The 21,246-nt window shown below is 56.9% G+C and carries 33 protein-coding genes; 18 read left to right on the top strand and 15 right to left on the bottom strand.

The features are described from left to right. Positions 1-86: 86 nt before the first annotated feature. The 3 genes from CAL20_RS09810 to CAL20_RS09800 are packed head-to-tail and all read right to left on the bottom strand — an operon-like array spanning position 87 to position 2,702. Positions 87-1,598 (bottom strand): phage terminase large subunit family protein, encoded by a 1,512-nt coding sequence (locus CAL20_RS09810; RefSeq protein WP_218830701.1) that lies wholly within the window; start codon positions 1,596-1,598, stop codon positions 87-89. Then, complete coding sequence (locus CAL20_RS09805) at positions 1,549-2,022, bottom strand: DUF2280 domain-containing protein (RefSeq protein ID WP_094837724.1); 474 nt, start codon at positions 2,020-2,022, stop codon at positions 1,549-1,551. Before CAL20_RS09805 ends, CAL20_RS09810 begins: the two co-directional genes overlap by 50 nt. A gap of 29 nt (positions 2,023-2,051) precedes the next feature. Further along, the gene (locus CAL20_RS09800) at positions 2,052-2,702 is read right to left on the bottom strand and encodes a putative metallopeptidase (protein ID WP_373558289.1); all 651 of its coding nucleotides are present in this window, start codon (positions 2,700-2,702) and stop codon (positions 2,052-2,054) included. Between the two features lie 401 nt (positions 2,703-3,103). Here CAL20_RS09800 and CAL20_RS09790 point away from each other — a divergent pair, with 401 nt between their 5' ends. Continuing rightward, entirely contained in the window at positions 3,104-3,388 is a 285-nt protein-coding gene (locus CAL20_RS09790; RefSeq protein WP_094837722.1) for a hypothetical protein, read from the top strand. 437 nt (positions 3,389-3,825) lie between these two features. Here CAL20_RS09790 and CAL20_RS09780 read toward each other — a convergent pair whose 3' ends face one another. The 9 genes from CAL20_RS09780 to CAL20_RS09740 form a co-directional block, all read right to left on the bottom strand. Continuing rightward, positions 3,826-4,218, bottom strand: coding sequence for a hypothetical protein (locus CAL20_RS09780; protein WP_094837720.1), 393 nt, complete (start codon positions 4,216-4,218; stop codon positions 3,826-3,828). A 224-nt stretch (positions 4,219-4,442) separates the two neighbouring features. Then, positions 4,443-4,826 carry a hypothetical protein gene (locus CAL20_RS09770; protein ID WP_094837718.1) on the bottom strand — a complete coding sequence of 128 codons (384 nt, stop codon included), beginning with the start codon at positions 4,824-4,826 and terminating at the stop codon, positions 4,443-4,445. Then, a complete protein-coding gene (locus CAL20_RS09765; protein ID WP_094837717.1) occupies positions 4,816-5,205 on the bottom strand; it encodes a hypothetical protein in 390 nt (129 codons plus the stop codon). Before CAL20_RS09765 ends, CAL20_RS09770 begins: the two co-directional genes overlap by 11 nt. Continuing rightward, positions 5,202-6,563 (bottom strand): replicative DNA helicase, encoded by a 1,362-nt coding sequence (locus CAL20_RS09760; protein WP_094837716.1) that lies wholly within the window; start codon positions 6,561-6,563, stop codon positions 5,202-5,204. The genes CAL20_RS09765 and CAL20_RS09760 overlap by 4 nt, the downstream gene beginning before the upstream one ends. Beyond that, the gene (locus CAL20_RS09755; RefSeq protein WP_094837715.1) at positions 6,560-7,426 is read right to left on the bottom strand and encodes a hypothetical protein; all 867 of its coding nucleotides are present in this window, start codon (positions 7,424-7,426) and stop codon (positions 6,560-6,562) included. The genes CAL20_RS09760 and CAL20_RS09755 overlap by 4 nt, the downstream gene beginning before the upstream one ends. Beyond that, complete coding sequence (locus tag CAL20_RS25585; RefSeq protein WP_179266643.1) at positions 7,419-7,565, bottom strand: hypothetical protein; 147 nt, start codon at positions 7,563-7,565, stop codon at positions 7,419-7,421. Before CAL20_RS25585 ends, CAL20_RS09755 begins: the two co-directional genes overlap by 8 nt. Further along, positions 7,562-8,011: a hypothetical protein gene (locus CAL20_RS09750; RefSeq protein ID WP_094837714.1), complete on the bottom strand. Its 450-nt coding sequence runs from the start codon at positions 8,009-8,011 to the stop codon at positions 7,562-7,564. The genes CAL20_RS25585 and CAL20_RS09750 overlap by 4 nt, the downstream gene beginning before the upstream one ends. Positions 8,012-8,043: 32 nt before the next feature. Next, on the bottom strand, positions 8,044-8,565 hold the full coding sequence (locus tag CAL20_RS09745; RefSeq protein WP_094837713.1) for a DUF1367 family protein: 522 nt from the start codon (positions 8,563-8,565) through the stop codon (positions 8,044-8,046). Further along, the gene (locus CAL20_RS09740; protein WP_094837712.1) at positions 8,565-9,095 is read right to left on the bottom strand and encodes a hypothetical protein; all 531 of its coding nucleotides are present in this window, start codon (positions 9,093-9,095) and stop codon (positions 8,565-8,567) included. Before CAL20_RS09740 ends, CAL20_RS09745 begins: the two co-directional genes overlap by 1 nt. Positions 9,096-9,162: 67 nt before the next feature. Between CAL20_RS09740 and CAL20_RS25580 the strand changes: the two genes are divergently transcribed. The 6 genes from CAL20_RS25580 (at position 9,163) to CAL20_RS09715 (ending at position 11,953) form a co-directional block, all read left to right on the top strand. Then, on the top strand, positions 9,163-9,315 hold the full coding sequence (locus CAL20_RS25580; RefSeq protein ID WP_179266642.1) for a hypothetical protein: 153 nt from the start codon (positions 9,163-9,165) through the stop codon (positions 9,313-9,315). Further along, positions 9,312-9,479: a hypothetical protein gene (locus CAL20_RS25575; RefSeq protein WP_094837711.1), complete on the top strand. Its 168-nt coding sequence runs from the start codon at positions 9,312-9,314 to the stop codon at positions 9,477-9,479. The genes CAL20_RS25580 and CAL20_RS25575 overlap by 4 nt, the downstream gene beginning before the upstream one ends. 296 nt (positions 9,480-9,775) lie before the next feature. Then, the gene (locus CAL20_RS09730; protein ID WP_143277055.1) at positions 9,776-10,714 is read left to right on the top strand and encodes an XRE family transcriptional regulator; all 939 of its coding nucleotides are present in this window, start codon (positions 9,776-9,778) and stop codon (positions 10,712-10,714) included. A 58-nt stretch (positions 10,715-10,772) separates the two neighbouring features. Continuing rightward, positions 10,773-11,174, top strand: coding sequence for a Rap1a/Tai family immunity protein (locus CAL20_RS25855; protein ID WP_094837709.1), 402 nt, complete (start codon positions 10,773-10,775; stop codon positions 11,172-11,174). Between the two features lie 21 nt (positions 11,175-11,195). Continuing rightward, the gene (locus tag CAL20_RS09720; RefSeq protein WP_094837708.1) at positions 11,196-11,510 is read left to right on the top strand and encodes a hypothetical protein; all 315 of its coding nucleotides are present in this window, start codon (positions 11,196-11,198) and stop codon (positions 11,508-11,510) included. Further along, positions 11,507-11,953 carry a hypothetical protein gene (locus tag CAL20_RS09715; protein ID WP_094837707.1) on the top strand — a complete coding sequence of 149 codons (447 nt, stop codon included), beginning with the start codon at positions 11,507-11,509 and terminating at the stop codon, positions 11,951-11,953. The genes CAL20_RS09720 and CAL20_RS09715 overlap by 4 nt, the downstream gene beginning before the upstream one ends. A gap of 41 nt (positions 11,954-11,994) precedes the next feature. On the opposite strand, the gene CAL20_RS25570 is transcribed toward CAL20_RS09715, so the two are convergent. Further along, the gene (locus CAL20_RS25570; protein ID WP_179266641.1) at positions 11,995-12,153 is read right to left on the bottom strand and encodes a hypothetical protein; all 159 of its coding nucleotides are present in this window, start codon (positions 12,151-12,153) and stop codon (positions 11,995-11,997) included. A 322-nt stretch (positions 12,154-12,475) separates the two neighbouring features. Further along, positions 12,476-12,793 (bottom strand): hypothetical protein, encoded by a 318-nt coding sequence (locus CAL20_RS09710; protein ID WP_094837706.1) that lies wholly within the window; start codon positions 12,791-12,793, stop codon positions 12,476-12,478. A gap of 177 nt (positions 12,794-12,970) precedes the next feature. On the opposite strand from CAL20_RS09710, the gene CAL20_RS09705 reads away from it, so the two are divergent. Continuing rightward, on the top strand, positions 12,971-13,477 hold the full coding sequence (locus CAL20_RS09705) for an HNH endonuclease (RefSeq protein WP_179266640.1): 507 nt from the start codon (positions 12,971-12,973) through the stop codon (positions 13,475-13,477). A gap of 295 nt (positions 13,478-13,772) precedes the next feature. Further along, positions 13,773-14,219, top strand: coding sequence for a DUF1566 domain-containing protein (locus CAL20_RS09700; protein ID WP_094837704.1), 447 nt, complete (start codon positions 13,773-13,775; stop codon positions 14,217-14,219). A gap of 492 nt (positions 14,220-14,711) precedes the next feature. On the opposite strand, the gene CAL20_RS25565 is transcribed toward CAL20_RS09700, so the two are convergent. Then, positions 14,712-15,074: a hypothetical protein gene (locus tag CAL20_RS25565; protein WP_179266639.1), complete on the bottom strand. Its 363-nt coding sequence runs from the start codon at positions 15,072-15,074 to the stop codon at positions 14,712-14,714. Positions 15,075-15,150: 76 nt separating this feature from the next. On the opposite strand from CAL20_RS25565, the gene CAL20_RS09685 reads away from it, so the two are divergent. From CAL20_RS09685 to CAL20_RS09650, 9 genes are all read left to right on the top strand, one after another. Next, positions 15,151-16,221, top strand: coding sequence for a hypothetical protein (locus CAL20_RS09685; protein WP_094837701.1), 1,071 nt, complete (start codon positions 15,151-15,153; stop codon positions 16,219-16,221). Positions 16,222-16,228: 7 nt separating this feature from the next. Continuing rightward, positions 16,229-16,978 (top strand): ERF family protein, encoded by a 750-nt coding sequence (locus CAL20_RS09680; RefSeq protein WP_094837700.1) that lies wholly within the window; start codon positions 16,229-16,231, stop codon positions 16,976-16,978. After that, positions 16,978-17,613 (top strand): lambda exonuclease family protein, encoded by a 636-nt coding sequence (locus CAL20_RS09675; RefSeq protein ID WP_094837699.1) that lies wholly within the window; start codon positions 16,978-16,980, stop codon positions 17,611-17,613. The genes CAL20_RS09680 and CAL20_RS09675 overlap by 1 nt, the downstream gene beginning before the upstream one ends. Before the next feature lie 2 nt (positions 17,614-17,615). Further along, positions 17,616-18,062, top strand: coding sequence for a single-stranded DNA-binding protein (locus CAL20_RS09670; RefSeq protein ID WP_094837698.1), 447 nt, complete (start codon positions 17,616-17,618; stop codon positions 18,060-18,062). Between the two features lie 39 nt (positions 18,063-18,101). Continuing rightward, complete coding sequence (locus CAL20_RS09665) at positions 18,102-18,671, top strand: Lcl domain-containing protein (RefSeq protein WP_094837697.1); 570 nt, start codon at positions 18,102-18,104, stop codon at positions 18,669-18,671. 36 nt (positions 18,672-18,707) lie between these two features. After that, complete coding sequence (locus tag CAL20_RS09660; RefSeq protein WP_094837696.1) at positions 18,708-19,094, top strand: four helix bundle protein; 387 nt, start codon at positions 18,708-18,710, stop codon at positions 19,092-19,094. 257 nt (positions 19,095-19,351) lie between these two features. Beyond that, positions 19,352-20,440, top strand: coding sequence for an RNA-directed DNA polymerase (locus CAL20_RS09655; protein ID WP_094837695.1), 1,089 nt, complete (start codon positions 19,352-19,354; stop codon positions 20,438-20,440). Positions 20,441-20,748: 308 nt separating this feature from the next. Next, positions 20,749-20,901 (top strand): hypothetical protein, encoded by a 153-nt coding sequence (locus CAL20_RS25560; RefSeq protein ID WP_179266638.1) that lies wholly within the window; start codon positions 20,749-20,751, stop codon positions 20,899-20,901. Beyond that, positions 20,898-21,188, top strand: coding sequence for a hypothetical protein (locus tag CAL20_RS09650; RefSeq protein WP_256981402.1), 291 nt, complete (start codon positions 20,898-20,900; stop codon positions 21,186-21,188). Before CAL20_RS25560 ends, CAL20_RS09650 begins: the two co-directional genes overlap by 4 nt. Positions 21,189-21,246: the final 58 nt, after the last annotated feature.

Raw genomic sequence — 21,246 nt, 5'->3', positions numbered from 1 at the left:
GGCTACCGCCCGGGCGCAGGACAGGCACTTAGCCCTCACCACCATCGCCCGGCCAGTAGACCGTTCTGTTAGTTTGAAAATTGCCATTAGCGTCTCGGCAGCAGTACGCCCACAGGTTGAGTACCACCCAGTTCCGTCAGCGCGTAAACCATCGCATCGAGCCGGTCAGGCGATTTCTTGGCCGTGGCCGGCACGTATTCCATAAGTTGGTTCTCAAGCGTGTACAGCGCACCCCTATGTGCCACCCGGCCCTGCGCGTACAAGGCTGAAATCGGTTCCGCTCTGGCGAATTTCCCTTTGCTGGCGTGGACGCGGATGATCTTGCCTTTGAACCCGGCATTACGCAGCGTTTCCTCTGCCATATCGCCGCCCTGGTTCGTCTCGATGACGATGGCGTCTGCGCTATGTTCTGCGTATGCGCCCATAGCCTTCAGCGCCCAGCCATTTGGGCTGTATTTGCCGCTGTAGTCGCCATCCACCGAGAACTTGCGGGAATCGCCATGCCCGTACGCACTCGCAGCCACAATGCCAGTCTCGTCGCTTTCATCGCTGTTCGTGGCCTGCGGGTCGATGGCCACCACCGACCGATATGGCTCGGCGCCAATGTGAAGCGCATGGGCTGCGGCAATAAGCTGCTCGTCCCACAGCGCGCCCTCAGCATTGAACCGTCGAGGCCGCTGCATGTACTGCGCCTCAGCCGTCCTGCGATGCGAGAACAATGCAACCCGATGGCTCTCGTTATGCTTGTAGGGCCACAGCCAGCCGTCCGGCAATCCATGCTTGATCGGTATGCCGTGGGTGTTTTCCTCGGGATACGCTAGGCTGTTGTCAATGATGACCGGCAGGCAGAGGTGATGCCACTGTTCCCCCGACCCGCCACGCAATAAATAGCCGCTCAGGTCGTGGTAGTGAATCCGCTGCATGATGACGACCATCGGGGTCGTCTCAATCGCTAGGCGGCTCTTGATCGTTTCGTTAAAACGGTCGTTGATGCCACCTCGTACGGTTTCGCTGTAGGCATCGTCAGGCTTAAGCGGGTCATCGATCAGTAACGCACCCTGCCAGCCCGGCTCCATGTGCCCAGCCCGAAAGCCCGTAACCTGGCCGGCGGCAGACGAGGCATATACGCCGCCACCATGCTCGGTCCACCACATCGCCTTGCTATCAGCATCGTCCCGCAGCGTCATCGGCCACATGGACTGATACACCGACGATTTGACAATGCCCCTCGCTGTGCTGGAGTTCAGCAGTGCCAGGCTGTGCGAGTACGACAAATGCAGGAACCGGGCGCGGTTGTTCAGCGCCAAGCCCCTGCTAATCATGTCAATCGTGGCAAGCTCGGTCTTGGTGTACCCAGGCGGGACATTTATGATGAGCCGAGTTATCTCGCCATCAATCACCCGCTGCAATGTGCGCTGAATGACCCGGTGGTGAGGGGCAACAATCATCTTGGCGCCCATTCGCTGCTTGAAAAAGTAGCGAGCGAAGAACAGGCCGTCATCCTGACAGCGAATCTTTGCTACCTGCCGGATTACATCGGGATCAACCTCAGAACTCATCTTCAAGGGCGGATACGGCAGCGGCGACTGATTTTTCATCGACCACCACCGTTCTGTGTTCCATTGGCTTGCCGCCTGGGCCGCTCAATTCCCGTCGATTGGTGAACATACCGCCCTGCTCTTTGGCCGCTTGCTCGAGCAACGATGCCGCGAGAACGATGTTCTTGCGCTTCATGGCGTCTTGGGTCATGCGATGCAGTTGGCGCAAGCGATACGCTTGGTCGGCAATCGGGATTTCCGCGACTTCCTTGCGGAATCGCTCACGAGTCTCAAAAAACAAGTCTCGCCACTTTTTGGCCAGAGTTGCACCGGACGCCTTGGTCGGGTCATATTGGCCCACCTGGTTGCGCGGAACTTCAATGCCAAATTCTTCCTTGACCGCCTCAGATACCTGAGAGGGAGTGTCGTAGCAGGCAAGTGCTTGCACAATGAAGCGCTTGGCCGCCTCATTGAGAGTTGCCATAATTTATTTCCGTCTAGCTCCGGTCTAGGTTAAGCAGCGATCTTCAGGCACGTGCCGCAGGCGTGAGCAATGTTGACCGCGCCTACTTCGGCTGGGCCTTTCGCTGCCTCAAGCAGCCGGCGGACTTCTGCGGATGGCCCGTATCGACGAACCACCGAAACAAACTCTTCGACGTCATGACCGCGCAGCTTCAGCTTTGGCCGGCCGTCTTCACCAAACTTGGGAGAGCCGAATGCGTCTAGCTCGTGGGCGATGTGGCACAACTCATGCTCCACCAGGGCGCAGAACTCTAGGTCGCTACACTGAGAGCAGTAATCCGCTGCCAGGGTGATGACGAACTTGGGAATTCGTCCGAACCATTCATAGAACTGCTGTTCCTGGCGCGCCTTTTGCCACCCTCCTGCGCGGAAAGCGACTTGCTCGCACTGGCCTAGGACTGTCCGGCCCTGTTTGGCGAATGCCTGGGATGCCCAAAGGAATTCCAGGTCGGCATCTAATAGATGCAGATGTTCCGGGTTATGGATCTTCCCGGACTCGTCCAGAATGTTCGCTTGTACCCACTGCCCCACATTCTCAGCCGGGGCCAGCGTTGGCCATAACGGTAATTCGCCATCCATCATGGATTCGGGCGGCATCGGCCGGATTGCGCCGGGGCGGCGCTGTTTGTTTGTCAGCGCCATAAAAGATCCTTAACTTTCCAACGCCGTCAAGAGGGAAACTACCACTCTCAACAAAATAAAACAGGATGTAAAACATCCATTTCCACCAAGAGGAGGTAACGATGGCGCTTTACAAATATCAGCAGTTCCTATCAACGAGCAATCATGGAGCGTTTGATGCAATTCACGGCCCAGGACAACGCAACGAACATTCTGGAATCTATCGCTGCGAGGGCTGTGGAAAAGAGATTGCATCCAACCAGGGCGACCCATTTCCGCCTCAAAACCACCACCAACACTCCCCCGGCCAAGGAAATATTCGGTGGAGACTGATCGTCTACGCTCAATAAGAAACTAGCAGCGCCCCCCCCGCCTCAGATTGCTAGAGACAATCGAACGGGCGGATCGCACAAGGAGACAAAATGGCTCAATACAAAATCGCCCACATTCGTGAGCAAGGTCAGGACATCATCATCATTCCGCTAGGCAGTGACTTCGGCAACAAACCTAGCTCCACTCAAGAAGGCATTATCGAGTCGCTCCAGCTCTGCGCGCGATCAGCAGGACTAGCAGGGACAGTCGTTCCCGTGTGGCGCGTAGGGAGCCGGCACAGCTTCATCGCACCCACGCCATGGCATCCCTATTTCAAGAGCCTTTCGTGGAACGCGATCATGTCCAATCTGAACAAGGTCCTGACTTGCGGATAATTGCTCTACTGCGCGGGAGTTTTCGGCAACAATGACGTCACCGTCCAGGGTGCCATCGTTATGGAATACGCTGGCAGTGCATTTCATGCCGAATCTCCAAATGAAAACGCCCCGGCGAGCAAACTCAACCGGGGCGAATAATTAGGGCGCAAGGTCCCTGCCGTATTGTCCGATATTCTGTCCCAATTGTGGCGAGTATTGGGACATTTGCCCCACAGGCCGCCAAAAATATGCGACAGCCTTTGTGTTTCCGCCCGACCGTTCCACTTGGCCTGAGTCAACAAGGTGATCCAGTACGCGCCTCACGCCGCGCCTCATAGCCTCTTCCGCTGCTGCAGAGCGAGATAAGCAGCGCCCAACGTGGCGCATGATCTCGGCCATGCGAAATTGACGCCCGGGGTAACAAGCCATCAGATCAATGACCTCGCGTGCGTACTTCATTCAAATGCCCTCCACACCAGTTGCTTAAAACTCCCCAGCGCCACCTTGTAGTACGGCAGCCCTATCCCGATCACTCGACATGCCTTGTCCTGACGCAGATGCGGCGGGAGGTCGCCGTACTCGGCCTTGCGGGTATATTCGGCCTGGATTACGCGCTGCTCCACCAATGGCAGCGACTCATATAGGACGTGCACTTTCTTGGCGCGGTCGTGATTTACTGGAATCCGCGCAGGCTCGATGTCATCTTCATGCCCTGGCTGTGGCGGAAATTCACAGAGCGCCGGGGGCTCGTCTAGCATCCGCCGCGGACCAGGCCACTCGCCCTCCCACTGCGATCGCGCCCAGTTATGGATTTCCTGCTCTACCCAGCTCGGGAATCCCTCAGTCATGAGCTACCTCGTATTGCTTGCATTTCTTTCCATACGGCCGGCCCTTCAGACACCTCACCACCGTGTCTCCGAACGGACTGACGCAACGTTTCTCGTTGGCACAGCCGGCGCAGCTGCGTTTGATCGCCGCAGCTTCCTTGCTCAGCAGAACCTTAAGGGGATCTGCCATCATCCAGCGAGGTATCAAAGTAGTCATGTGCGTCATTTCCGTCACTTTGATGCCATCATTCTGCAAAGCCGATGAACGGCAGATTGCTCACCATTGCCACCGGCTTCGGCACGCCTATCAAGCGAGCCATTGCAGCGGCGATGTCTCGACCCAACGAGTACGGACGCCGCTCCATGCGATTGATCGCGCTGGCTTCGGCCTTGCGCGGTTGCTGCGGCCTAACAGTGCTCCGGCTCTCTAGGACGTAGCGCTCGACCGTCACAAATGGACCGTCCCGGCGGCTGGGCGGCCATCCCGTTACCTTGCAGATGACTTTCTCAAGGTTGACGTTCTGGGTGTTTGGCTTGCCGACGTAGAGGCCTTTCTGAGCCAGCAGCGCGAGACATTCCTTGCGTATGCTCTGCATGTAGATCTGGCGTTTGGATGCTTTATTTCCCATCTTTGTCTCCTGAGAAAATGTCGATGCGGACGAAGCCACGCTTCTCGGCATCGAGGCAGTCGTCCACGAACAGCGGGCGGAATATCTGATCATCAACGCCGAGGGCCCTGGCAATGCCGTCTAGGTAGTGCTTGACAGCGCCGATGCATCCGTCCAGGTCACGCTTGATCCTGTTTGGATAGCCGAATATCAGGTTGACGTGGTTGCGGGCGCCAAGCGTTATCTGGTTTCGGCCCAACGCCTCTTTGGCTGCATAGAATCCTGAATGCCTGGCCGACTCGATGGCGGGTTGAAACTTCCTGAAGTTGCCGCGACGACGATTCGGAAACAGGAGGCTGTCAGGCCACGGGAGCATGATGGTTAGGTGGTCTAGGGTCATTCGAATCCCCTTCTCGCGGGTTTACGGTGTTCTACGGCCGGCACCGAGCCAGTGAAGTTCTCGAATCGCATGAACTCGCCCAGGTATGACAAGCTCACTTTGCCGTTCTTGCCTTGGCGGTTCTTCATGACGTGCAGTTCGGCATAACCCTTCCAGTCCGTGTCCGGGTTGTCTTGTTCTTCCCGGTAGAGACCAGCCAGAATGTCGCTGTCCTGTTCGATCGATCCGCCATCCCTGAAATCTGATGGTTTTGGCCGAGGGTTCAGACGCTTCTCAATGTCTCGGCTAAATTGGCTGAGGGCGATAACGGCAATGTTCAGCGTCTTGGCCAGCGTCTTGAGGCCTTTCGTGATCGCCTCGATCTGCTGATACCGCTTTTCCTCTCCCCCTGACATGAGCTGCAAGTAATCAACGATGAGCAGATCCAAGCCATGCTTGCGTTTAACGCTCCGAGCCTTAGCGGACAACTCCAGCAACGTCAGTGCCGGCTGATCGTCAATGAACAATTTCGCATCAGCCGAACGTTGGACCGCGTGTGTAACCCCCTCCCAATGGCTTTGATTCATTCGCCGCTTTGCGTCGGCCAGTGCTGCGGAAGACACTCTCCCCCAGTTGGCAATGGCGCGCTCGGTCACCTCGGTTTCTGGCATTTCGCCAGACCAGAACAAGACGGAGTAGCCCTCTTCAGAGGTGTTGCATGCGATTGTTTCCCCGAGAGCCGACTTACCCATGCCCGGCCGGGCCCCGATCGTCATCAGAGCCCCACGCCGAACGCCGCCATTCAGGATTTCGTCCAAATCCGACAGGCCGGTTTTGATGCCGGGATTGTCAGCAGTCCCGTGGTAGCGACGATCAAGGTCATCCAAGTAGCGAGTCATGGCCTCTTGAATGCTCGCGGGCTCCCGTCGCGAAGTGGAGTCCGCAAGTTTTCCGAATTCTGCCTGCGCAGCATCCAGCAACTCCGCGGCGCTTTTCCCACCCTCTGACACATCCGAGCTCACCTTCATCGAAGCGGCTAGCAGGCCTCGCATCAGCGCCTTCTCCCGCACGATTTCGGCATAGCGGCCCACGTTGGACGCGCTGGGCACAGAGGTCGCGATTTCGTTCAGGTACGACATTGACACGTCGCTGCCCGCGCCCCGTAGGGAGTCTGCAACGGTTATGACGTCTGCAGGCTTTCCAGCCAGCAGCAAGCGGATGATGTGCTCGTACGCTTGGCGGTTCTCGTGCCGATAAAAGGCTTCACCCTTCAGCTCCGGCATACGGTCCAATGCGCCGTTATCAAGCAACAGCCCGCCAATCACGGCTTGTTCTGCGCTCAGGCTGTGCGGAGGCACGGTTTGTAGGTAGTCGGTCATGCTGCCATATCCTCATATCGGCCTTCGCGAATCTTCGCGAAATTCTCGGCCTTGCAAATCCACTCCAAGCCAGGGCAAAACGGCTTTCGATTCCCGCTCGTGACGCGGCCGGTCAAGAATGCGGATTGAGAGATGTAGGTGAAGAACCTGCGCCACCAGTCGAGGTTTTGCCTTTCAGGATCCTCCTTCCAGCGAGTACGCAAATGCTCTTGGCGAGCCGGGGTCCAGTCACGTATCGCAGGTGACGTCGGCAATATCTCGTGGTAGAGCGCGATGATTTCCTGATGCGGGCAGGCAGGGGCGACGTCGGCTTTGCTGACGGCAACCAACCCGATAGGGTTGGTAATGTTTTCCTGCTCTTGTTCTTGCTCCTGCTCTTGCTCTTGGCTTCGAAGGGGCTTAAGAGGGGCTTCAGAGGGGCTTGTCTGGTCGCCGTTTGCACCCCTCCGGTTGGACATATGAAAGGCTTCACCGTATCGGTCAAAGAACGGCCCCAGGAAAGCGTTCTCGGGGAGCGACTCATACTCGCGCTGAATGCCCTTGCAGCGGTTGTCCTTGGGCTCTAGGCGATCGGCTATCTGATATGTAGCCATTTCACGGACCCAAACCACCTCAGACTCTTCGTCGTAATCGCAAAACCCTGCTTCGCAGGCCCTTTCAAGCCCCTTGGAAGCCCCTTCTATGCCGAGCCCAGTATCTACGGCGATATACGCTTTGCTGAGGTAGTAAAGCCCGAGCATATTGGCATGCTGGCAAGTCATCAGATAGAGGCCGACGATCACCGCCTCCGGCCCAGCTGCCTTAAGCGCTCGGCCCGTCTTTCCCGTCCAAAACTGTGGAGCGACTTTGGCGTACTCACGCATGTCCTGCTCCCGAAAGCATGCGCTTCAGAGCCGCGGCCCAGGCATGTACATGCGGCGCCATGGCGCTACGCCGCTTCAATGTGGACAACTTGCGCGCCTCTTTCATCGCGTCCTGGTAGGCTTTCTCTTGATTCGTCATTCCTGCCTCCGCAGGTACGCGCCGAGCAAGCGCTGCATGTCAGACTCGGCCTCTTCTGGCCATTGCCGACGCGCGCGCAATTGGTCGCGGGTTTCTTGGAGCCACTGGATTTGATAGGCGGCTGATGTGGCTTTGTCGTACGCAGCGCCCTGGTCTAATTGGTGGTGGCACCCGCGACGCCCTAGCTCGTCACAGCAAAGCGGAACCAGCAGCGCATCGGAGGCTTTCAAGCCCAGGCCTTTGCCAGCAGCCAGCAAATTCAAATGGGCAGCCTGGGAACGTTTCGAACGGCCGCAGCAGACACAATTCAGCGCCGCGACATTCATACGGTGTTGGCGGCTGCGGAATACGCTCTCCGGCTTGCGCTCGAGTGGGCGAAGGAAATTGAGGGCAGCAGCAACCTTATGGCCCAATCCTTGGGCGCGGTCCGATTTGGTGCGCTTCATTGGAGTTTTGCGCTGAAGGGATGAATTCCAGCTCATTCGCCAAACTCCTGAAGAACGCACTCCAACATTTCAGCGCCGCGAGCTGGCACCAAATGCGGCCACAGCGTCTTGATGGCGTGCGGCTCCCGCAAGAACGCTACGGCATCCTCGTGGAATGCCTCCATGTCTTGTTGCTCGAGTTTGGCGTAGCTAATCGAACGAGGAACGGGAATCACGCCGCCCTTTGGGCCGGGATACCAATCGACAAAGCCGGCGCCGACCTTCATCCACGAACGAAAGGCCTCAAACTCTTCGAAACGCTCCTGGGCCTCGAATACCCGAGATTCCAGTGCCATATGCTTGCGATGAAACCAACCTAGACGCTCCTTGTGAGTGTGGATGTCGAGCATCTCACCGGGCTCAAGCCGTAGAACCTGATTCCACAGCCGACGCCATTGCTTCTTTCCGCGCTCACCTAAACCGTCCACATAACCGAAAATGACGCGGAGTGCAGCCTCTCGATCAGGCTCGGGGATTTCGCCTGACTGTTGACGCACAAGTGTTATGTCGGCCATCACTGCCCCTCGCCTTGCTTACGAACGGCGCGCAAGATGTTCCGCTCCATGCGGTGACCCATCGTGCGAAGGTCGCGCAGCGCCTCAATCATGTGATCGGCTTCGGCTTGATCAATCTCTCCATCCGCGACTGAATCAGCGGCTACACCAAGCACGGAGCCAGACAGGGCCCCAATCTGCATGGCTTTAGCCTGTAGAGCGGAGAGTTCGCATTTCCAACCACCCGGAGGCGCCGGCGGCACAGCGTCCACCGCCAGACCATGTTCAGCCGCGAACGCAAGGAACCAGTCGTGTGCGTATTCGGCGCCGCCCGCTTTTTCTTCCATCCACTCAGAGAGCAGCCCCGCCATCTCGACACTGATCGCGTCGCCTTCTGAGCGCTTCAGTTTCGATCGCAGGCTTTCCGGGTGAATTGATTTGCCTCGGCGATCCGTCAAAAATCGAGCTGCATCCACTACCCCGCCCGACGTCTTGCGCACGCAGTTATAGAGAACGTCCAGCCAGTCAGTGTTTGTGTATCGGCAGGTCATGCGTCACCTTGAAATCACGCTTCTTTCAATCTTTCGCCCTTGTTGCGGCGCACCTAAGATGCAAGCCATGGACAACAAAGACACCAAACATCAGACCCGGCGCGTATTGATCGCGCAGGTCACTGCTACTCAGCTCTTCCCGATTCCAGAGAAAGCTGAGGACGAAAAACAACATCCCGCTGACGAGGAGCCAACGGAAACAGATAAGGAAAAGGAATGACGGAAACCGAGAAGCTGCTGACGGCAGCTCAAGATTTGGCGCTGCGCGCCTTCGAGGCGCCCAACCAGGAGACAGTGATGGAGCTTTTTCGTCGCCTGTGCGATGAGGAGGATCGCCGCAAGTACGAGACCGAGGGTGCTTGCCAGGGGGTTACGCTGCATTGACATCATGCCGCCTCTCGCTGCGCCGTATCCCTTGCGGTCGGGCGAACGCCGCGGATCCCGTCCTTCAGGCGCGTAAGCGTTCGCATCCCAGGATTTGGAATGTGTCCGTTCATAAATTTGGAAATCCACGAGTAGCTGACTCCGGATTTGTCGGCGACTTCGCGCCACAGGCCACGCCTTGCAACTAGGGATGCCCTGATCTGTTCGGTTAGGTTTGCGCTCATGCGCCCACAATAGCAAAACTTTGCTATTCATTCAAGCAACACTTTGCTAGCAATACATTGCACACTTCGCGCATGAGCAAAGCACGTCAATCAGCCAACGACATTTTGGCCGCCAATCTCCACGCCCTCATGAAGAAGCAGGGCGTGGTGCAGACCGTGCTTGCACAAAGATCGGGCATAGCCCAGACGACTATTAGCCTGTATCTTTCCCCAGAGCGCAGGCAGCCCAGCAAAACTGGGAAACTCCCTTCGGCCAAGCTCACCGAGATTGAGGCGCTGGCGACGGCGCTAGGGGTAACTGTCGGTCAAATACTGACTCCCGATCTCGGCGCCGGCGCTGCCCATCCCGGGCGCCCTTCGCCGCCGAAGCGTAGCAGCATCACGGACCTCGACTCGGGCGCAGACGAATTCCCCATGCGGATTGCAGGGATGCCGGACGCTCCATGGGAGCCCGGCGGCGTAACGACCAAGCAAATGGAACGCGAGGGCCTGGTTCAATTCGGACTGGACCGGAGCATTGCGACCAACGTCACTGCAGGCGAGCCGGTGGCCGCCAACGAGAAGTTCGAAAAAGTGTTGGAGCTGGCCGATGTCCGCCTGGCGGCAGGCGACGGCATCGAGGCAGAGAGCGAGCTCGTGACTGGCGCGATCCAGTTCCGTCAGTCGTTCCTGCGCTCAGTAGGGGCCGACAAAGGGCGCGGCCGCGTCGTCTACGCCAAGGGCGACAGCATGGAAGGCGACATCAAAGACGGCTGGGCGCTTCTGGTCGTTCCGGACGACAGCCTGACCATTCGCGACCTCGTACCCAAGACGATCTACGCAATCAACTATGACGGGAAGATGATTGTCAAGATCATCGATAAGGATAAGTTGACCGGCAAGTGGGTGGCCAAGTCTGCCAATAGGCGGTATCGGGATATCCCTCTAGAGGCTGAAGGTGTGTCGGTCAGGATATTGGGGCGGGTCGTGTGGGCTGGTGGTAGGCTGGACCAAGGAGGAATAGAGGCCTGACCTACAGCGACTTGTTGTGGACCGACGTTGTGGCAAATTTTGAGGTGGATGTGACGAAATGAGAAAAACATTTCTTGTTCTTGCGCTAACGTTCGTACCAATGTTACCAACGGCAGCCTCCGCCGATCTTGTGGAGGGCACGGGGAATTATTGGCTACAGAAGTGTGAGGCGCCAACTGGAAGTCTTGACTCTGCAGTTTGTCTGGGATTCGTCATGGGACTGCACCGCGGATTTGTTTATGGGTCCATGGTCACGTGGCTAACCGCCGGGAACATAACGAAGAGTAAGAATCTCTCATATGACAAGTTGGCTCAGTTCTATTGTTTGCCAGCAGGGGTCACAAATGGGCAGACGCAAGCCATATTCGTCAAGTACCTGACCCAGAATCCGGAGCGGCGTCATGAGCCTGGCGAGAGCTTGTTCGTAGAAGCGCTCGCACGTGCCTATCCCTGTCGATAACCCCACACCACCGAGAAGCCGATGGTTGATAACCCCAAAAATAAGCTATTTGAGATAGCTCAGTCAGCAGGAAGGACGCCAGCAAACATCCTTGCGGATCTGCTGGATGGAACAGAGATGGCACTCCTTGAGGTCCTGCTGTACCTGCACGACAAAAAGCTGATCGACAAGGACGAGCTAGCTGTTCGCCTTTCAAGCAACGCTAGCAATATTGAACGAACCTTTAATGGGAACGGTCTCAAACAAGACGTGAGCACCCTTGCGTTTCCGTCACGGCGCTTGGCCACCGCGCTGCTATCTGCCGTCACAGAGCCAGAGAAGGACGCGAAAGAATGAGCGTGACAAGGCCAAATTTTGAGCAATGGCAGCGTTCCGAGCTGGAGGAAGATAGCTCGAATGTTGAACATGGCGGTGGTGGAGGCGATAATGGGGGCATGGACCGACTAGCGCACCTTGAGAAACGCGTTAACGACATCGACGGCCGACTAGGCCGCATCGAGCGGGACGTTGACGCCCTAAAAGGTGATGTGAGCACCCTTAAATCCGATGTGGGCTCGATTAAAGCGACGGTGGCAAGCATCGACGCTAAGCTGGATATTGGCAGCATTCGAGCCTCCGTAGAGAAGGCTCACACCGACATTTACAAGTGGATTGTTAGCATAATTGCGGTGGTGGGCGCTATCTATTTTGGCATTCAACGGTTAGGGCCTCCTGTCGCACAGATGCAGGCGCCTCCCCCTGCTACTCAGACAACTGCCCCATCACCGCCAGCTCAATAGCTTTGCTTCTCAATCGCCCTCCCCGGGCGGTTTTCTTTTGTCTAGTCGGTCGTGCGGGTGCTACCAACTCCAACATCAATGGTGCCGTACATCTCCACACTCCCCTCTGTCTGTCCGGCCTCGTTGGTACGCGCGCATCCTGTCAGGCCGACGATCAGCACAGCGACAGCGACAATACGGGGAAAATTTCCAGAAATCATGCGAGCCTCCTAATACTGCTCTGAGGCTTCATTCTATGTCACTGCCGTTTGGGGGAAGCGCAGTGGCATAGAGCGGATTTCTTTTGGCCTGACGCGCCCCCAGCCATGGCAGGCAATATAGCGTCAAATGGTTGTGACACTTATGCACTGGGTCTTATTCTGGGCCTCGTGCGCGCCGGCGTGGCCCGGCAAAGTCACTTGGAGATCGCCATGAACAGTCTCGCTACGATATTGATCGCTATCGGCACGACAATCCTGGCCTACCAGCTACACATCTAACCTTTCAGCCGCCCTTCGGGGCGGCTTTCTTTTGGGCTATTGGTCAACGGCAAAATTGATTCCAAGCCTCGTCAAACGCGCCTCGTTCTAGGTTTTTATCCCGTTCAAAGACAACCATTTCACGGCTTGCGGCAATGAATCGCTGAAAGCCCGTATACCCCCCAAAAGAATTCTTCGAATTCACCTCTCCGCAGAATCCATTCTGATTCCGAAACTCTGCCGATTTCGGGTCTTTTAGATTGGCTGCCACAAACTCTTCCGCCATGCGTTGGCGCTTGATCTCATTGATGTCTGTCGGACCCGCCGCAAAGGCGACCGACGAAATTAGGAGCGCCATGGCTGCCCAGATAAGGCGTCGCATTTTTTCTTCCTCGTAACGAATCAATGCTGAATCGTACTTTGATTCCGCCTCCCCCCTGCACCTAGCAAAGTTTTGCTTGACTCGACTAGCAAAGTTTTGCTATTATTCATTCAACGCAGCAAAGAACGCCTGGACCTCAGGTCAGCAAGTAGGGCGCGGAGTGAATGGAGAAGTGTCGTGACGCAGGAAGAATTGGTTAAAGCGCTGATTTATGAGTCTGAGACCGGAAAGTTCTTTCGGCGCCTGCGAGATGGATCTAGAGGTAAGGAAGTAGGCCGAAGAAAAGATCGGTTTGGTCGGTATTGCATCAAGTTGGAAGGCAGAGATTTGCGGGCTCATCGCATCGCGTTTCTCTATGTCCATGGATGGTTGCCAGACTTGATTGATCACGTCAACGGAGACGCGAGCGACAACCGCATCGCGAATCTGAGGGCAGCTTCGGTCAGCCAGAACGCCATGAACCGCGTTCGTCGGTCTGATAACGGCGGACGTTTCAAGGGTGTTTACAGGGACGCTCGTCGAGGGAAGTTCTTCGCGAGGATCACTGTGCAGGGAAAACGGCGGGTCATTGGAGGATTCGACAGCGATGTCGAGGCCGCCTACCGATACGACGTTCAAAGCCTAGAGCTTCATGGGCCATATGGCAGGCGAAATTTTCTGCCCCTAGTCCAACACGAGATCTAGCAAGCAGTACCCAGATTTACCCGCTCTTTTACAACCAGCCAAGAGATAGAACAGGCCAATGGCGCGTATGCGTGGCTAGGCCCAGGGCTCAACCCGTTACCCCTGAGAAAAGATCGACGGCTATCCAGATGCCGCCTGGCCGCAAGGCGTGGCTATAGAACGGCATCGGATTGATGGGCAGTGCACGACCTGGAGCCGCGACGAACGGGAGTAGTCAGGCGTGCCCTGCTCCAGATTCTTCTGAATGCCAACCCTTTCCGGGTTCCGGCATTTTCAAGAACCTGGAGATACGCACATGAAAGACCTAATCATTGGTCAGTATGTAGAAGGGCAAGGCGGTATTTATATCGGCCAGAACGCTGCTGGCAAGCATCTGGTTATTGCCGCCAATGCGGTTGATGGCGAGTTTGAATTTGGCGGATACGGCGAGGATTTGGAGGGTTACTCTGATTCGGATGGCGCCGAAAACACTCGCAAGCTGCTGGAGCGCGGCGACCACCCTGCAGCTCAGGCTGCAGCGGACTACACGGCTGATGGTCACTCGGATTTCTTCCTACCGTCTCAGCGCGAATTGATGCTTGCCTTTGCTGCATTGGGTGTCGATGAAGAACTCAGTGATGTTTGGACCTCGACGCCCTACGGCTCGCTCTACGCCTGGGCAGTCTCTTTCGAGTACGGCCGCGTCGACCTCTGGGACCGCACCAACGAGTTCCGAGTTCGCCCCGTCCGCATCATCAATTAATCCCTTTATCCCTTTTGCCTCGCTTGCGGGGCGTCTTCTGTGCTGGGCCTTGTTCTAACCCTCATGGTCACTGTTCCAACTCCGGCCTCAACCCGGAGGCAGGGCCCAGCACAGAGGGCTCCATCACTCTCAACCATCCAACACGTGCGGGCGGTGGAGATCCTCCCTAGTAAGCCGAAAGCAGATGCTGGGCAACCATCGCGCATGAGTACTAGTCAACCAGCGAGAGCCGATGGAAGTCCCAAGCGGTAGCGAGTAGGCCTCCCTCTTTAGCGCCACCCCATCAGCCGCATCCACGCCCGAATGCGCATAGGACTACGGGCGGCTGATGCAGGAGCGCTATTCCATCCCCTGGAGTTGCTATGGATATGCCAATCGGCCGGCGAGATCCGGAGATCAGCGCGACTGCCATTTGTGCGGCCGTGGCTCATGCAATCAAATTTGGGCAAAGCGCATTCGACGTACCTGGAAGCGTCTACGCAGAACATGCGTTCAATCAGTGCGTGCGTGACGCCCGCGATGAGTCCGATCTTGCAATGGCAATTCTGGATCCAGCCAGCGAGCGAGGTATTCGGTTCCGCGCCCGATATCGCAATGAGATTGAGCGCCTTGCTCGCGGAGACCATAAGCGATGAGCGCCGCCATAGTTTGGGTGTTGATGGCTTTTATTCCGCCTGGCGACAGCCGCCCGCCCGCGATGGTAATCGAGCGATTTGGCAGCCAGGCCGCTTGCGAGTCTCGCCTGGAGATATTCAGGGCCAACACCGTCACCTTCGCTTGTCTGCCCTCACGGCAGATCACAAGGAACCCCAAAAATGAAAACTGACCTGCTGCTGCACGCTGCAGTTGTGGCATGCGTGCTGATGCTGGGCGTCTATATGTACGGAAACATGCAGCAAGCAGATGAGCGCGCTCGATTGGAGATAAAACGATGAGCGAAGTCACCGAACTGATTGAGTTGCCGCCGAAAGAAACGGCGTTGCAGGTATTCACTGACACCAGCAAATTAGATGAAATCCTCGACAAGGTACGCGAGAAAGTCACCGGCACCGTGTACGACATGAGCAAGCGCAAGGATCGCGAGGCCTGCGCCAGCGATGCATACAAGGTGGCGCGGAGCAAGGCTGCAATGGAAAAGCTCCGCGCTGCAGTGTCGGCAGATCTCAAGGAACTGCCGAAAAAGGTTGACGCTGGCGGGCGCTACCTGAAAGAAGGCCTTGAGGCCATTCAATCTGCTGTGCGAGCCCCTTTGGATGAATGGGAGAAAGCCGAAGAATCTCGATTGGCCCGCCACAACCAAAACGTGATGCATCTGAACCAGTACGCAGCCAACGCCAGTCATCAGCTCGAGGCCAGCGCACTGAAAGACATGCTAGCGGCAGTTGATGCGGTGGTGATCGATGAATCCTGGGAAGAGTTCGAAGCCGAGGCGCACCGCGCCAAAGACAAGGCCCTAACAGCCCTTCGCGCCGCCCTAGCCGCCCGCCAGCAGTACGAAGCGGAGCAGGCCGAACTCGCCCGCCTACGCGCCGAAGCAGAGGAACGCCGCAAAAAGGACGAGCAAGAGCGCATCGCCCGCGAAGCAGCTGAACGCGCAACCCGCGAGGCAGAAGCGAAAGCCCAGGCCGAGCGCGATGCTGCCGCAAAGCGTGAAGCAGATGCCAAAGCTGCTCAGGAGCGCGCAGAACATGAAGCGGCTGAGGCGGTTGAGCGTCAAAAGCAGGCCGAAGCCCGGGCCGAGGCCGAGAGGCTGGCAGCGGAGAAACGCGCTGCGGACGCCGCTGAGGCTGCTCGCCTGGCCGAGATTAAACGGCAGGCTGACGCCAAGGCAGCAGAGGAAGCCGAGGCGAAACGCCGCGAGGCAGACAAGCAGCACCGAGCCACTATCAACCGTGCCGCGCTAGAAGCTTTCGTTGCCAACGGCATGACCGAAGAATGCGGCAAAAAAGCAATCATCTTGATTGCCAGCGGGCTTATCCCTGCGATCAAGATCAATTATTGAGGCAACCATGACCACTGAAGTAATAGAAGCGCCGCGCCATGAGGTTGCGGTGGAAACGGCCGTTCCCGCAAATTCTCCTATGGGCATGATGCTCGCCGCCATGCAGCAAGGGGCAACCCTCGACCAAGTCGAGAAAATGATGGATCTGCAAGAGCGCTGGGAACAGCGAGAGGCGGAGAAAGCATTCAACGATGCGCTGGCGTCATTCAAATCTGAGGCGGTTGAAGTCATCAAGCGGCGCGAAGTCGACTTCACCAGCCAGAAAGGTCGCACCAACTACAAGCACGCGGAATTGTCGGATGTGGTTGAGGCTGTCGGCCCCGCCCTATCCAAACACGGCTTTGCCTGGAACTGGAAGACGGAGCAGGTCGGCGGCCTCGTGCGGGTTACGTGCATCCTGAAGCACCGACAGGGACATAGCGACACCGTTACCCTGGAAGCGTCTCCCGATCAAAGCGGCAACAAAAACAATATCCAGGCAATCGCGTCGACCGTTACCTATCTACAGCGCCACACGCTCAAGGCGATTACCGGCGTCTCAGAGAAAGGCGACGACAACGACGGCCGCGGAGCATCAAACACGGACCTTCGTGACGAGTGGATTAGCGCTGTAGCGTCAGCGGACTCCACTGAGGCTCTGGAATCCATCTGGCAAGAAGGTGGAAATGCCATTTACGCCACCAACAATCTGGCCGATTACAACGCCTTCAAAAAGGCGGTAACGGATAAGAAGAAAATGCTATTGGAGAACCAATAATGGACGGTCTGATTATTCACCACGATGCCCAGGGCACGCCGGAATGGCTCGCAGCACGCCGAGGCGTCATTACCGGCAGCCGCTTCAAAGATTGCCGGGACCGACTCAAGAACGGTAGTCCGTCGAAGAAATGCCTGGACTACGCGATGGACGTGGCCCGCGAGCGTGAAGGCGGCGAACCCCTGCAGGTATTCGCCAACAGCGCGATGCGATTGGGTACGGAGCAGGAGCCATACGCCCGGGTGGTCTACGAGCGCAAGACCGGCCATATCGTCGACGAGGCCGGGTTCATTACGACGGCCGATCGGTTGTTCGGCGTCAGTGTTGACGGGCTAGTGGGCGATGATGGAATCATCGAGATCAAGACGATGGTCAGTAGCGACACGCTGTTTACGGCTTTCGTCGGCGGTGATGTGTCGAGCTACGTCGATCAGTGCAACGGTGCCATGTGGTTGCTTGGACGCAAGTGGGTTGATCTGGTGCTATGGGTTCATGACCTGCAATGCATGAAGATCATCCGCATCAATCGGGATGACGATCAGATTGAAGCACTCGAAGCAGATTTGATGGAGTTCGAGCGCATGGTGACCAGACACCAGAATGCGCTTCGTGACGCACTTAAGGAGGCCGCATAACCATGGCGCAATTGACTGGAATCGCACGAATCGGACGAGATGTTGAAGTGCGGTACACCCCGCAGAGCGATGCGGTAGCAAACATATCCCTGGCGTTCAACTACGGGAAGAAGGACGGTGATGGTAATAAGCCCACTCAATGGGTAGATGCTTCACTCTGGGGGCAGCGGGCAGAGGCGATTGCTCCGCACCTTCTGAAAGGCACTCTGGTCTATGTCGTTCTCGACGATGTGCACCAGGAGGATTACCAGACCCGTGACGGGCGCAGCGGTAGCAAGATTGTCGGTCGGGTCAATGTGATCGAGTTTGCCGCTCGACCGCAACAAAGTAGCCAGCCCGCGCAGCAACAGGCGCCTCAAGCGACTCCCCAGCAAGCTGGCACGCCAGCTACGCAATCGCCCCGACCTGCCACCAGTTTGGCAGAAATGGCCGACGACTGCCCGTTCTAATTCCGCGCCGCAACCGCGGCAATACTCCAAAGGAACACCATGACAACCATCCAGTTTGACTTGGGCGGAGGGGCTAGTATTGCCCTGCCCACCACCACTGTGGCTGAAAAGCTGATTGCTCGACTGAGCGAGTCCAGCAAAGTCGCGTTGCCCACTCGGCCAAAGATCGGTGAATACCTCCCGGATCAGGGCGGCATCTTTGCCGGAGAAATTCTCGGCGATGACGGTGCCGTTTATGGCCTCGTTCTGTCAGAGGATGATTTGGCGGGCAAGTTTCAATGGAGCCCCGACGAGGGCAAGATTGATGGCAGTAGCTGGGACGGTCTGACCAACACAGACGCCTTGCTACGACTTGATCGCCATCCCGCCGCGCGTGCTGCCAAAAGCTATGAAGTCGGTGTCCACGCGGATTTCTACCTGCCCGCCAAGCGCGAACTTCAGATTATCGCAGCGAACCTGCCTCACTTGTTCCAGAAGGAGGTCTATTGGACCTCGACGCCCTACGGCTCGCTCAACGCCTGGGCAGTCCGTTTCGAGAGCGGCCACGTCAACTACTGGACCCGCACCAACGAGTTCCGAGTTCGCCCCGTCCGCAGATTCATCGCTTGATCCATTAACCCCTTACGGGCGGAGCCCGCCAAAGCCATGGCCTTGCACACAGATACCCGAATTTTCAAGACGACCTATGACTTAAGCCTGCTGGTCACGAAACTCGTGGCAAACATGCCTAGGAACTACAAGGCAGACTTTGGGGCCAATCTGCGTAAACAGTGCTTTGACTTGGTAATGCAGGTCTACCGGGCCAACTCAGCAGCAGACCGCGCTCCATTGATTCGCGTCTTGCGCGAGGGGGTAGAGGCGGCAAATCTGTCGCTGCGACTGGCCTCGGATCTGCACCTTATCTCCCGTGGGCAATACGGCAAAGCGATCGAGCTAACCGACAGCATCGGCCGCCAAGCAACTGGTTGGCTCAAACACTCCGAGAATGCGCTTGTCGCCTTACCGTCACGGCGGTCAGGCCAACGCGCTTGATGATCTGGTCACGCCGCTGGCCCACAAGGCCACCGATAGGCGCATCACAGAAACCGCCGACTACGGTCGGATAGGTCTGGCGCAGTTTCCCCGCTGATCGGCATGCCTTCGGCGGGGTGACGTGGATAGCGTGATAGAACGCCCTACGGCTCGAACAACGCCTGGGCAGTCAATTTCGAGAACGGCAACGTCAACAACTGGAACCGCAACAACGAGTTCCGAGTTCGCCCCGTCCGCAAATCGTCCTCGGAGTTTTTATGGATTCTTGCCATTCGTTCGCGGAGCTGGTGCAGGCTTATTACGACTGCCGCCGGCTAAAACGCAACACAGCGAGCGCGTTGCTCTTTGAGATGGACCTCGAGCGAAACCTAATGCAACTTCATGAGGAGCTGCAGGACGGCACATATCGCCCGGGACGCTCTATCTGCTTTGTTATCACCCGCCCAAAGCCCAGAGAGGTCTGGGCAGCGGATTTCAGGGATCGCGTAGTGCATCACCTGCTATACAACAAGATCGGTGCCAGGTTCTTGGCGAGCTTCATTGCTGATTCATGCGCCTGCATCCCAGGTCGCGGCACTCTGTACGGCGGCAAGCGACTGGAGGCCAAAGTCCGAAGCGTCACGCAGAATTGGTCGAGCCCCGCTCATTACCTGAAATGCGACTTGGCCAACTTCTTTGTCAGTATCGACAAGCGAATCCTGTGGCCGAAGTTGGCCAAAAGGATACCTGAGCGCTGGTGGCGCAATCTCTGCGCTCTGGTGCTCTTTCATGATCCGCGCGAGAACGTCGAGATACGCGGCGAGAAATCACTGCTCCGCTTGGTTCCGCCGCATAAGCGCCTGATGCAGGTCTCGCCGCATCACGGCCTACCGATCGGTAATCTTTCTAGTCAGTTCTTCGCCAATGTTCTGCTGGACGGCCTTGACCAGCACATCAAGCACACCATAAAGGCCCGTCACTACGTTAGGTATGTTGACGACATGGTGTTGCTGCATGAATCGCCGCAATTCCTCAATGAAGCTTTGCACAGCATTAACGACTTCCTGCCACGGCTTGGGCTGGCTCTCAATCCCAGAAAGACGGTGCTTCAACCGGTGAATCGCGGGGTTGATTTCGCGGGATATGTGATCAAGCCCTGGAGAATCGAAGTGCGGCGCCGGACGGTGCGGGCCGGGCTGAGGCGAATCGAATCGCTGCCGCAGGGCAGCACACTCGAAACCATCAATAGTTACTTAGGAATGATGGGCCACGTGAACGGCCATCATGACAGATCACGCATTGCCAATGCTGCCAGGAAGCGCAGGCACTGCGTTAGTAGCGATCTCACCAAGGCGTACCGGCAATAGTTCTATAGCCAACTCAACGACACCACATCACGGCAACTTGCTAACGACCATCCACCCAGCATCCGCATCTTTTTCATCTCGGTCGCGCATCCATACAGTCTCGCAGGAATTACACGAGTAGCGCTCCATATAACCCCTCGAGGGATCTGGCCCCATCGGCTTATAGGGACGCTTGTCAATCAGCCGCAGATCGGCGTGCGGCGACTCTGATTTTGACGCACCCAAAAGTTGTTCACAACCTTGGCAGAGCGGCATAAGGCCTCCTCAAGTGAACTGCAATCGTACTCCACCCGAACCGGAATTTCACCATGAAGCCAGACGACGACGATTTCTTTCTATTTGAGATGCCCGAGTTCGATCCCCTACTCGGCTGCGTAATCCTTGCCGCCCTACTGGCGATATTTGGTATTGGCCTTGGCCTGTATGAGATTGTGCGGGCTATTTTTGGGGAATGGGCATGACCACCACAACGAAGCCTATGGAAGATGGCGGACCTGCCTTCCCAGTTGCCGACTGGGACTACCAGACATTCCAGCCCAAAACCGTTGAGGAAATACGTCGTTTGCTGTCTGGCATGTCCCTGCGCGATTACTTCGCAGCCAAGGCGATGCAAGGGATGCTGTCCACTGCTAACGCCTCGTGTCTTAACGGCTTGGATGGTTACGAAGAAATAACCGCGAAGGCTGCTTACACCATAGCAGACGCCATGCTCCGAGCCCGCCAGGAGAACAGTAATGACCGAAGCTGAGCACCTACTAGCCGAACTGGTGAGCGCCCTGGATAACGCATTCATCAGCACATGGCAA

Source organism: Bordetella genomosp. 4, assembly GCF_002261185.1.
Classification (GTDB): Bacteria; Pseudomonadota; Gammaproteobacteria; order Burkholderiales; family Burkholderiaceae_B; genus Bordetella_A.
This window is presented reverse-complemented; position numbering and strand designations above follow the sequence as displayed.

Coding starts and splice junctions, on each gene's coding strand:
- CAL20_RS09810 (WP_218830701.1), bottom strand. CDS start 1,598: ATGAAAAATCAGTCGCCGCTGCCGTATCCGCCCTTGAAGATGAGTTCT.
- CAL20_RS09805 (WP_094837724.1), bottom strand. CDS start 2,022: ATGGCAACTCTCAATGAGGCGGCCAAGCGCTTCATTGTGCAAGCACTT.
- CAL20_RS09800 (WP_373558289.1), bottom strand. CDS start 2,702: ATGGCGCTGACAAACAAACAGCGCCGCCCCGGCGCAATCCGGCCGATG.
- CAL20_RS09790 (WP_094837722.1), top strand. CDS start 3,104: ATGGCTCAATACAAAATCGCCCACATTCGTGAGCAAGGTCAGGACATC.
- CAL20_RS09780 (WP_094837720.1), bottom strand. CDS start 4,218: ATGACTGAGGGATTCCCGAGCTGGGTAGAGCAGGAAATCCATAACTGG.
- CAL20_RS09770 (WP_094837718.1), bottom strand. CDS start 4,826: ATGGGAAATAAAGCATCCAAACGCCAGATCTACATGCAGAGCATACGC.
- CAL20_RS09765 (WP_094837717.1), bottom strand. CDS start 5,205: ATGACCCTAGACCACCTAACCATCATGCTCCCGTGGCCTGACAGCCTC.
- CAL20_RS09760 (WP_094837716.1), bottom strand. CDS start 6,563: ATGACCGACTACCTACAAACCGTGCCTCCGCACAGCCTGAGCGCAGAA.
- CAL20_RS09755 (WP_094837715.1), bottom strand. CDS start 7,426: ATGCGTGAGTACGCCAAAGTCGCTCCACAGTTTTGGACGGGAAAGACG.
- CAL20_RS25585 (WP_179266643.1), bottom strand. CDS start 7,565: ATGACGAATCAAGAGAAAGCCTACCAGGACGCGATGAAAGAGGCGCGC.
- CAL20_RS09750 (WP_094837714.1), bottom strand. CDS start 8,011: ATGAAGCGCACCAAATCGGACCGCGCCCAAGGATTGGGCCATAAGGTT.
- CAL20_RS09745 (WP_094837713.1), bottom strand. CDS start 8,565: ATGGCCGACATAACACTTGTGCGTCAACAGTCAGGCGAAATCCCCGAG.
- CAL20_RS09740 (WP_094837712.1), bottom strand. CDS start 9,095: ATGACCTGCCGATACACAAACACTGACTGGCTGGACGTTCTCTATAAC.
- CAL20_RS25580 (WP_179266642.1), top strand. CDS start 9,163: ATGGACAACAAAGACACCAAACATCAGACCCGGCGCGTATTGATCGCG.
- CAL20_RS25575 (WP_094837711.1), top strand. CDS start 9,312: ATGACGGAAACCGAGAAGCTGCTGACGGCAGCTCAAGATTTGGCGCTG.
- CAL20_RS09730 (WP_143277055.1), top strand. CDS start 9,776: ATGAGCAAAGCACGTCAATCAGCCAACGACATTTTGGCCGCCAATCTC.
- CAL20_RS25855 (WP_094837709.1), top strand. CDS start 10,773: ATGAGAAAAACATTTCTTGTTCTTGCGCTAACGTTCGTACCAATGTTA.
- CAL20_RS09720 (WP_094837708.1), top strand. CDS start 11,196: ATGGTTGATAACCCCAAAAATAAGCTATTTGAGATAGCTCAGTCAGCA.
- CAL20_RS09715 (WP_094837707.1), top strand. CDS start 11,507: ATGAGCGTGACAAGGCCAAATTTTGAGCAATGGCAGCGTTCCGAGCTG.
- CAL20_RS25570 (WP_179266641.1), bottom strand. CDS start 12,153: ATGATTTCTGGAAATTTTCCCCGTATTGTCGCTGTCGCTGTGCTGATC.
- CAL20_RS09710 (WP_094837706.1), bottom strand. CDS start 12,793: ATGCGACGCCTTATCTGGGCAGCCATGGCGCTCCTAATTTCGTCGGTC.
- CAL20_RS09700 (WP_094837704.1), top strand. CDS start 13,773: ATGAAAGACCTAATCATTGGTCAGTATGTAGAAGGGCAAGGCGGTATT.
- CAL20_RS25565 (WP_179266639.1), bottom strand. CDS start 15,074: ATGCCACAACTGCAGCGTGCAGCAGCAGGTCAGTTTTCATTTTTGGGG.
- CAL20_RS09685 (WP_094837701.1), top strand. CDS start 15,151: ATGAGCGAAGTCACCGAACTGATTGAGTTGCCGCCGAAAGAAACGGCG.
- CAL20_RS09680 (WP_094837700.1), top strand. CDS start 16,229: ATGACCACTGAAGTAATAGAAGCGCCGCGCCATGAGGTTGCGGTGGAA.
- CAL20_RS09675 (WP_094837699.1), top strand. CDS start 16,978: ATGGACGGTCTGATTATTCACCACGATGCCCAGGGCACGCCGGAATGG.
- CAL20_RS09670 (WP_094837698.1), top strand. CDS start 17,616: ATGGCGCAATTGACTGGAATCGCACGAATCGGACGAGATGTTGAAGTG.
- CAL20_RS09665 (WP_094837697.1), top strand. CDS start 18,102: ATGACAACCATCCAGTTTGACTTGGGCGGAGGGGCTAGTATTGCCCTG.
- CAL20_RS09660 (WP_094837696.1), top strand. CDS start 18,708: ATGGCCTTGCACACAGATACCCGAATTTTCAAGACGACCTATGACTTA.
- CAL20_RS09655 (WP_094837695.1), top strand. CDS start 19,352: ATGGATTCTTGCCATTCGTTCGCGGAGCTGGTGCAGGCTTATTACGAC.
- CAL20_RS25560 (WP_179266638.1), top strand. CDS start 20,749: ATGAAGCCAGACGACGACGATTTCTTTCTATTTGAGATGCCCGAGTTC.
- CAL20_RS09650 (WP_256981402.1), top strand. CDS start 20,898: ATGACCACCACAACGAAGCCTATGGAAGATGGCGGACCTGCCTTCCCA.